3 protein-coding genes are annotated in these 2,221 nt (G+C 40.8%); 1 reads left to right on the top strand and 2 read right to left on the bottom strand.

Annotation, left to right across the window (positions count from 1 at the left end):
• Positions 1 to 775 (bottom strand): DNA ligase (locus tag PSN35_RS07245; RefSeq protein ID WP_300031507.1); only part of this gene is annotated, 775 nt, incomplete at its 3' end.
• Complete coding sequence (gene kdsA, locus PSN35_RS07240) at positions 775 to 1,611, bottom strand: 3-deoxy-8-phosphooctulonate synthase (protein ID WP_300031505.1); 837 nt, start codon at positions 1,609 to 1,611, stop codon at positions 775 to 777. The genes PSN35_RS07245 and kdsA, both read right to left, overlap by 1 nt.
• 90 nt (positions 1,612 to 1,701) lie before the next feature.
• Between kdsA and PSN35_RS07235 the strand changes: the two genes are divergently transcribed.
• On the top strand, positions 1,702 to 2,221 hold a 520-nt coding region (locus PSN35_RS07235), incomplete at its 3' end, for an indole-3-glycerol-phosphate synthase (RefSeq protein ID WP_300031503.1).

The following is a 2,221-nucleotide window of genomic DNA, read 5'->3' as shown; positions in this document are numbered from 1 at the left end:
TTAAGCCGTAATATTTGAAGGTAATTTTACTACCAATAGCAGGCGGATTAGCTCTGTCTTTATCTTTAAATCCTGAGCCGACTTTAAGTTGTTTGCCGTTATCATCTTGACAAAGAACCGAACCCATTTTGCCTAAATATTTACCTTTGCCTGGTAGTATCTTTAACACCACACATTCGGTATCAGAATATTTTTTTACTTTTAGCGCTGAGGATAATCGCCCTGTTGCATATAAACTATCCGGATTGCGCACCACTACCCCTTCACCTTTGTCGCTAACCACTTCAGCTAAAAAATCCTGTAGTTGCTGTTGATTGGTAATTTTGGTTTGCTTAAGCACTTTAAGATGTGCCACAGGATAATTACCCAGATATGTATTTAACACATCCAGTCTTGTTAGCAAGCCACCGGGCTGGTTTGGCACTTCAAAAATATGATGAGTGATTTGCTGCCAACGATGATTTGAATCTTTGCTGCGTACAATCGATGAAATATTTTCAAAATCTCCCCGCTTAGTCCATAGCTCGCCATCAACAGCAAATGGTGGGTAGTTTTGAGTAAACCAAGTCGGCGGATTAAGGCGTTTTCCGCCCCGCGTTAGTAATTCTTGCCCCGTCCAAAAACCTCGAATACCATCAAGCTTTTCACTCATCACCCAGCCAATGACTTCTTTGGAGTCATCATACGTTTTAAGTAAAAACAAGTCTGGCTTGTTCGCCAGACTATTGTAGGACAAGAGCAGTACAATGATTAACGCAACAAATCGATTAATCATTAGCTTAACTGATCTTCCAAAAAGCCGTTTTGTTTGGTAATGGTATCAATATCTTTAAGCGTTTTAAGCATGTCTGCCATTTTGTGAATCGGGATCATATTCGGACCATCACTGAGTGCATTTTCAGGGTCCGGGTGAGTTTCCATAAAAAAGCCACTTACACCAACAGCTGCTGCCGCTCTTGCTAATACCGGCACCATTTCGCGCTGACCACCCGAAGTAAGTCCGTTACCGCCAGGCTGCTGCACTGAATGTGTAGCATCAAACACCACTGGCTGACCAGTTGAACGCATGGTTGACAAACCGCGCATATCAGATACTAATGTGTTGTAGCCAAATGAGGTGCCTCGATCACAAATGGTGATTTGTTGATTGCCTACTTCAAACGCCTTATCGACAACATTTTGCATATCCCATGGCGCCTGAAATTGACCTTTTTTAATATTAACTGGAATACCTTGGCTACACACATTTTGAATGAAGTTTGTTTGGCGCACTAAAAAAGCCGGTGTTTGCATCATATCAACCACGTCTGCCACTTCGTCAAGTGGCGTATCTTCGTGTACGTCTGTCAATACCGGTACGCCAATTTCTGTTTTAACTTTTTCTAAAATTCGCAAGCCTTCTTCAATGCCTAAACCTCTAAAGCTGCCCGTACTAGAGCGATTTGCCTTGTCATACGAGGACTTGTAAATAAAGTTAATACCTAGTGCATCAGTTACATTTTTTAAATGCTCTGCTGTGCCCAATGCTAATTCTTCTGATTCAATCACACAAGGGCCGGAAATTAAGAAAAAAGGCTGATCAATACCGATTTCAAAGTCTAATAGTTTCATCGTAGTCAAAAATGGTTAAAAGTGATAAGGTCAATTATAAGCCAAACAATTCATTTAAAATGCCTAGCATTCGAAAAATAAATTTCAATTATGGCAAATACACCTGACATTCTAAAAAAAATCATTGCCCGAAAAGAGCAAGAGATTAAAGAAGCACTCAAACATACTTCCTACGACAAAATGATGGAAAAAGCTTACGAAGATCGCACCACACGTGATTTTTATCAAGCGCTTAAGGATAAAGCCGATCTTAAGCAAAATGCTATCATTGCTGAGATTAAAAAAGCCTCCCCTTCGAAAGGCGTGCTGCGTGAGAATTTTAATCCGGCAGAAATTGCTAAAAGTTATGAGCAACATGGTGCCGCCTGTCTATCCGTACTAACTGACAAAGATTTCTTTCAAGGTGATGATCAATATGTTGCACAAGTTAGGTCCGTCTCCACGCTGCCAGTATTACGCAAAGAATTCATTATTGAACCCTACCAAGTGTTTCAATCTAGAGTGCTAGGGGCGGATTGTATTTTGCTCATTGCCGCTTGTCTTGATGATCAGCGCATGGAGGATTTAGCCATGTTGGCTATTTCTTGCCACATGGATGTATTAATTGAAG

This window comes from Candidatus Thioglobus sp. (genome assembly GCF_028599055.1).
GTDB lineage: Bacteria > Pseudomonadota > Gammaproteobacteria > PS1 > Pseudothioglobaceae > Thioglobus_A.
The sequence above is the reverse complement of the archived record's forward strand: the minus strand, read 5'-3'. Positions and strand labels throughout refer to the sequence as shown.

Coding starts and splice junctions, on each gene's coding strand:
- kdsA (WP_300031505.1), bottom strand. CDS start 1,611: ATGAAACTATTAGACTTTGAAATCGGTATTGATCAGCCTTTTTTCTTA.